Below are 6,397 nucleotides of genomic sequence, written 5' to 3'. Positions count from 1 at the left end.
AAAACAATACCATCTAACGGGGGCCAACTCCCCCCCCCCCCCTCTCCCCACCCCCAATTACTTGGGGGCCCCCCCCCGGGGGGTGGGGGGGGGTGTGGGGGCCGCCACGCGCCCGGAGAGGGGTCTTTCTTTGCAGGCGCAGTCCCCTCTCCGTCTCGGCTTCGCCGAGCCACCTCTCCCCACTTTCGTGGGGGCGAGGAACCCAAGCTGGAACGAGGCCGCTCAGCCCCCTCACCCGATATTCTGAATCCGCCCCCAGGTGCTCTTGGTTCCCCAGATGCCGGAGCGATGCGCCTCGAGCCGAACGATCTGGCTGTGGTCGACGAACAGGTTGATCTCGCGGCGCGCGATGCGATCCGCGCAAATTGGCTGGGAACCCCTTGGGGTCACCGGGTGTTGGCACGCAGGAGATTCGAGAGCGATGCCGCAGATCGCGAACAACGCCGCCGCAGGATCTGAACGGTCCGTCCGAAGCAGCGCAAAGCTGTTCCTGTGCGGCGACGTGATGCTCGGGCGCGGCATCGATCAGGTCCTCGCCAGTCCCGGCAATCCGCACCTTGGCGAGCGCTTTGTCAAATCGGCGACGACCTATGTCGAGCTTGCCGAACGCGTCAATGGCCCGATCCCGAGAAAGGTCGACGAGGCGTATGTCTGGGGCGATGCGCTTAACGAATTGGGTCGTGAAGCGCCCGATGCGCGGATCATCAATCTCGAGACCAGCATCACCACCAGCCTGTCCTTGGCGCCCAAGGGGATCAATTACAAGATGAACCCGGCAAACATCGGCTGCCTGGCGGCGGCACGGATAAACTGCTGCGTGCTCGCCAACAACCATGTGCTCGACTGCGATGAGCCTGGCCTCGTCGAGACCCTCGATACGCTGCGGCTTGCCGGCCTCGCCTATGCCGGGGCAGGGCTTGACGCCGACGAGGCGGCGGCGCCTGCCGTCATTGAACCGGCCGGCGGGGGCCGCGTGCTGGTCTTCGGCTTCGCGCTCGAGTCGAGCGGCGTTCCAACTTCATGGGCAGCCGGAGCTTACAAGCCAGGCATCAATTTGCTGGCGGATCTCTCGGCCCGGTCGCTCGAGCAGATCGCCCGATCCGTGCAAGCCATAAAACAGCCTGGCGACCTCGCGGTGGCCTCGATCCACTGGGGCGGCAACTGGGGCTACCAGGTTCCGGCGGAAGACCGCGCACTTGCCCATGCTCTCATCGATGTTGCAGGTTTCGATGTCGTGCATGGGCACTCCTCCCACCATCCCAAGCCGATCGAAATCCATCACGGCCGGTTGATCCTCTACGGATGCGGCGACTTCCTCACCGACTATGAGGGAATCACCGGCAATGAAACGTTTCGTGGTGAGCTTGCGCTGATGTACCTGCCGCGGCTCGCCATACCGGACGGTACGCTTGTTTCGCTCGAGCTGGTGCCGTTCCAGCTCGCCAGGTTCCGGCTAAACCGCGCCCTGCGCGAAGATGCCGCCTGGCTCGCAGCCATGCTTGAGCGCGAGTGCTCATCTTTCGGCACGCATGTGGCGCTCGCGGACGACAATCGTCTCACCGTCGTCTGGTGAAGCCGGCAACCTGCGATCAGCAGCCAGCCGCTCTAGCGTTCAAGCCGCTCAGGCCGTCCTCGGCCAAGCGCACCGTCGGCGCGGGCCTGCAGGTAGGCGTAGATGTCGTCGATGTAAGGAGCGACGTTGGGGTCGTCGGCGAAGCCCTTCATCACCGAAGGGCCGCTGCGCACACCGTCGCGAACGTTGCGCCGAAAGACCTCGAGATCGGGCAGCCGGTCGACAAGGGCCGAGGCGAAGGTCGAGCCCATGCCGTCGGGACCATGGCAGTGATTGCAGCTGCCATGATAGCGACGGAAGCCGTTATAGGTCCGCGCATCGACCTTGCCGCCGACAATTTCGTAGAACTTGCCCGGGGCCAGCTCAGCCTGGGCGCCGAAGCCGGCGCCGACGGTAAAGACGACAACACACAGGACGAGCCATGCAGACGTCGTCTGTCGCCGACGTTGCAGGCTCATCCAGCGCCGCCGCAAGGCACCCGCCTCTGAATCACCAACCTTGGATCGCCTCACTCGACCTTGGATCAGTCAACGGCGAGCTTCGGGGAAGATACCACGATTCCGTCTATAGCCTGCGGACTGACGACGAGTTTGCCGCCGACACGCGATATCTCGATGATCTGGTCCGACTCTCCCAGCTTGCCCGGCACGGAGACCGCGACTATCTGGTTCTCGGTCAGTGTCGCCACGAAACGCACGGGCAAGCCAGCCTCGCCCTGCGCGATCGTGGTGACCACCCGATAGCCGTCCTCCTGCGGCGTGTAATAGACGACACCAAGGAAACCGGCGAGATCGATGCTTTCGGCCTTCATGGCTCCAAGCTCGCCGGCATGCGCGGGCATCGCCGCGATGCAAAGTGCTGCAAAAGCAATGTACTTGTACATAATGCTGCTCCATTCCGAATTGTCCGGGTCGAGCCCGGCTCAAGGTTTCAGCAATAGACGGTCGCGCCGTGATAATCGGCGCACGCAGGCAGAATTCTGGATTAGTCCCCCCGGCTGCATCACAGTGGCGAAGGTCCGCGAGCCGAGAACGCGCTGAACCCACTGGTTGTCACAGTTAAGTGTGACCTTATCTTCTGGGGCGAGAGTATTTCACCGCCCGGGTGCTTGCGCATCCCCTGTTTGGGGGAGATAATCGGAATTTAAGCGATCGCTAAAGTTGGAGAAGCGAGAGCACCTGTGAGAGGGCGCGGCTTTCCGCCCGCATGGGACGCGCTGTCGACATGCGAGGGGGCCGTCGATGGCCAAGGCATTGTCGCATCATGAGCTGTCGAAGCTGATCGGCTCGATCTACGATTGCGCACTCGACCCGGAGCGATGGGAGCACGCGCTTGCCGGAATCAGGGATGCGCTCGACGCCCAGACTGCGGTCCTGCAGCTTGACGACCTCGCCAACGACCGGCTGCTGATCTACAGGACCGTGGGCATAGAGCCGTACTGGCTGGAGCAACAGGCGAAATATATCCCCGAGATCCACGCCCGGCTGCTCGAGGATCTCTCGACATGGCCTTCGCTCGATATGCCGCATGTGGTCTCACGCCATATCCCTCAAACCTACCTGGAGACCTCCCGGTATTTTCAGGAGTGCCTGAAGCCGCAAGGCCTGGTCGACGTCATGTCGTTCTTCCTGATCCACACCCCTACCCGCCTTGCCGGCTTCGCCGTTGCTCGGCATAAGCGGCAAGGCATTATCACCGAGCGCGAAATCAAGCTTGGCAGACTGTTGCAGCCGCATGTGCGCCGTTCGGTGATAATCAGCAACATGCTGGACATCGGCACTGTCGAGCGCGCAGGAATGGCCGAGGCACTCGATGCGCTCACATGCGCCGTGGTCCTCACCAATGAACGTGGCGCCGTCCTGCACGCCAACCGCTCGGCCAAGCACATGCTGCGGAGCGGCGGCCCGATCCAGGATGTCCGGGGCATTCTGCAAGCGAAGATCCCGTCGGCTTCCAGGGAACTTCACAGCGCCATCATGCTTGCGGCTCAGGATGAGGTCAGCATCGGCAAGACAGGGCTTGCCGTCCTCCTCAGCGAATCCGGCCTGCCGCCCGTCTTCGCCCGCGTGCTGCCGATGGCCGGCGGCGACCTGCGCGCCGACATGGAACCCGCGGCGGTAGCCGCGGTGTTCATCGGCAATGCACCGGACGAGCATGACGCCGCCGGAATGCTGGCGAGAGCCTTTGGGCTTACGCTGGCCGAAACCCGCGTGCTCGCCAGCCTTGTCGCCGGGCACACCTTGGCCGAGACCGCCGCCAGCCTTCACATTGCCAACGCGACCGCCAAGACCCATCTCGACAATATCTTCCAGAAGACCGGCGCCTCCCGCCAGGCCGATCTGATGCGCCTCGTCATGCAGATCGTTCCGCCCGCCTGGCAGCCTGGTCCCTGAACCACACTCGTTCACCGCTTTGGATACAGGTATCCAACGCCGCGGATGGTCTTGATCAGTTCTGGCTTGGCAGTCAGTGCGTTTCTAATGTTCAGCGCTTGCGCTTGTTTCGATGAGGCAACCGAGCATCAGGCTTTCCGCGCCACGCCCCCCACCTGCTTGGTGCGCCTGCTCGTGTCGACCTTGGCCCGCATCTCCACCGCCTTCTCGATCTCCCGCTTCAGCTCGTCTTTGATATCAGCCGTTTCGGCCATCAAGGCGTCGATTTTCATGAAATCGAGCACGCGGTATTTCGACACCGCCGGCCTGACCAGTATGTCCGGCTGGCATTGCCTCAGCTTGGCGGCGATGATCGACTGCATCATCAATTGCGTGGCACCGAACATCAGGTCGACGGAGGTCGGGTATTTGCGCCCGCCTTTGGCCGGCGCGCCAACGACGTCGACGGCGATGATGATGTCGGCGTCGTCCTCGATCAGGTCGAACGGCACCGGATTGTAGATGCCGCCGTCGATCAGCAGCCTGCCGTCGCGCATCACCGGGCGAAATACCGCGGGAATAGCCGCCGAGGCGGCAAGCGCTGAATGCAGGTCGCCGTCGCTCAGCACGGCGAGCTTATGGCCGAAGAAATCCGTGGCCGTCACCTTCAGCGGTATTTTCAGATCGGCGAAGCTTTCGGGTATGGCGTCGGGCATGAATGCCTTGAGGATGCGCTCGACATTGAACTGGGTGACACCCAGCCCGCCCTGCAGCGCCTCGGCAAAGGTGCCTGGCCGCGCCCGCCACATGCGCGCCGCCACCTCGGCGCGGCGGCCGAGGATCGAGCGCATGTAGTGGTGAATGTCGCTGCCGGCCATGCCCGAAGCCATGCCGGCGCCCATGATGGCGCCGATCGATGAGCCTGATATGGCGACCGGCCTTATACCCAGCTCGTCCAGCACCTCGATGACATGGATATGCGCCAGCCCGCGCGCGCCGCCGCCGCCGAAGGCGATGCCGAAGCTCGGGCTCATCCCCTGCCCCCCATTTGGGCTCATTCCTCCTTGGCCTCGCCGTGCTTCGGCCCGACGACCATGATGGCCGGCTCGGCGGAAAGCAGCTTTTTCGCCGCCGCCTTGACCTGATCCAGCGTCACCGCGTCGATGAGGGCGGCGCGGCGCTGCATATAGTCGCTGCCGAGCTTGTCGAGCTGCAGCTCGAGCAGCGTCGCGGCGATGGCGCCGGAGGAGTTCAGATTGTTGATGGCGTAGGCGCCGATCAAGTATTTCTTGGTCGCCGCCAGTTCCGCTTCGGTCGGCCCTTCCTGGGCCATGCGCTTCACCACCTCGCGCACCACAGCCAAAGTCTCGGCCGCCCGGTCCGCGCGGGTCGCCGTGGTGATGGCCAGGGCGTCGGCGTGCTGGTGGTCGACCAGGTCGGAACTGACGCTGTAGGCCAGGCCGCGTTTTTCACGCACCTCTTCGAACAGCCGCGAGGTGAAGGCGCTGCCGCCGAGGATCTCGTTCATCAGAACTGCGGCGAAGAAATCCGGCGCACTCCGCTCGACGCCGGGATAGGCGAGTTGCAGCGACGTCTGGGGCTGGTCGTAATTGACCTCGAGCTGCTGGTTGAGTTTCGGATCGACATCGGCGACGGGCGCGAGCGCCTGATGCTGCGGCAGGCCGCCGAAGACCATATCGAGCTTTTTCTTCAACGTCTCGGCATCGATGGCACCGACCACCGCCACATGCAGGCCATCACGAGCGAAATTCGCCTTGTGAAAGGCGATGAGATTGTCCGGCGTGATGGTGGCGATGCTTTGCCTGGTGCCCTCTTCGGGCCGCGCATAGGGATGGGTGCCGTATAGTGCCTCCAGCCATTTGCGCTGGGCGAGTGTGTCCGGGTCAAGCTCGTTGGCGATGATGCCGGACAGCACTTGCGCGCGAATGCGGTCGATTGGCGCCTGGTCGAAACGCGGCTCGGTGACCGCCAGCCGCAACAGGTCGAACGCCGCGTCGCGCTGCTCGGCAAGCATGCGCATCGAGCCATAGATGCCGTCGCGCGCCGCTTCGAAGCTCATCTCGGCGCCGACGTCGTCGAGCTTGATCTGGAAGGACTCGCTGTCGAGATTGCCGGCGCCCTCGTCGAACAGGCCGCTCATCAGATTGGCAAGGCCCACCTTTCCAGCGGGATCCTGCGTCGTGCCGCCGTCGAAGGCGAAGCGGATGGCGACGAGCGGCACGGAATAGTCCTCCACCAGCCAGGCGGTGATGCCCTTTGACGACGTCACCTCCTGGATGCTCATGGCCGCACGAGCGGAAAGCGCCGGCAGGACGAGGAAGACGAGGGAGAGGAGCAGGGTAACTAAAGGGGTGGCAACACGCTTCGGCGCAATCGCTTCGGATAAATGGTAGCTTCCGACTGATTTTCGAGACGAATAGCTGTCGGAGTC

The 6,397-nt window shown here is 63.5% G+C and carries 6 protein-coding genes; 2 read left to right on the top strand and 4 right to left on the bottom strand.

Annotation, left to right across the window (positions count from 1 at the left end; translation table 11 throughout):
- Positions 1 to 421: 421 nt before the first annotated feature.
- Positions 422 to 1,573: a CapA family protein gene (locus tag AC0L2Z_RS16860; protein ID WP_473628818.1), complete on the top strand. Its 1,152-nt coding sequence runs from the start codon at positions 422 to 424 to the stop codon at positions 1,571 to 1,573.
- 32 nt (positions 1,574 to 1,605) lie between these two features.
- Here AC0L2Z_RS16860 and AC0L2Z_RS16855 read toward each other — a convergent pair whose 3' ends face one another.
- Positions 1,606 to 2,031, bottom strand: coding sequence for a c-type cytochrome (locus tag AC0L2Z_RS16855; RefSeq protein WP_023802275.1), 426 nt, complete (start codon positions 2,029 to 2,031; stop codon positions 1,606 to 1,608).
- Positions 2,032 to 2,096: 65 nt separating this feature from the next.
- Positions 2,097 to 2,456 (bottom strand): hypothetical protein, encoded by a 360-nt coding sequence (locus AC0L2Z_RS16850; RefSeq protein WP_023802274.1) that lies wholly within the window; start codon positions 2,454 to 2,456, stop codon positions 2,097 to 2,099.
- Between the two features lie 358 nt (positions 2,457 to 2,814).
- Between AC0L2Z_RS16850 and AC0L2Z_RS16845 the strand changes: the two genes are divergently transcribed.
- Complete coding sequence (locus AC0L2Z_RS16845) at positions 2,815 to 3,966, top strand: helix-turn-helix transcriptional regulator (RefSeq protein ID WP_023802273.1); 1,152 nt, start codon at positions 2,815 to 2,817, stop codon at positions 3,964 to 3,966.
- A gap of 128 nt (positions 3,967 to 4,094) precedes the next feature.
- Here the strand turns inward: AC0L2Z_RS16845 and AC0L2Z_RS16840 are convergent, their stop codons facing one another.
- Positions 4,095 to 4,979, bottom strand: a complete 885-nt coding sequence (locus AC0L2Z_RS16840) for a patatin-like phospholipase family protein (RefSeq protein WP_023802272.1) — start codon at positions 4,977 to 4,979, stop codon at positions 4,095 to 4,097.
- 20 nt (positions 4,980 to 4,999) lie between these two features.
- Complete coding sequence (locus tag AC0L2Z_RS16835; RefSeq protein WP_473628833.1) at positions 5,000 to 6,340, bottom strand: M16 family metallopeptidase; 1,341 nt, start codon at positions 6,338 to 6,340, stop codon at positions 5,000 to 5,002.
- Between the last annotated feature and the right edge of the window lie 57 nt (positions 6,341 to 6,397).

Source organism: Mesorhizobium sp. WSM4850 (assembly GCF_055811735.1).
The sequence above is the reverse complement of the archived record's forward strand: the minus strand, read 5'-3'. Positions and strand labels throughout refer to the sequence as shown.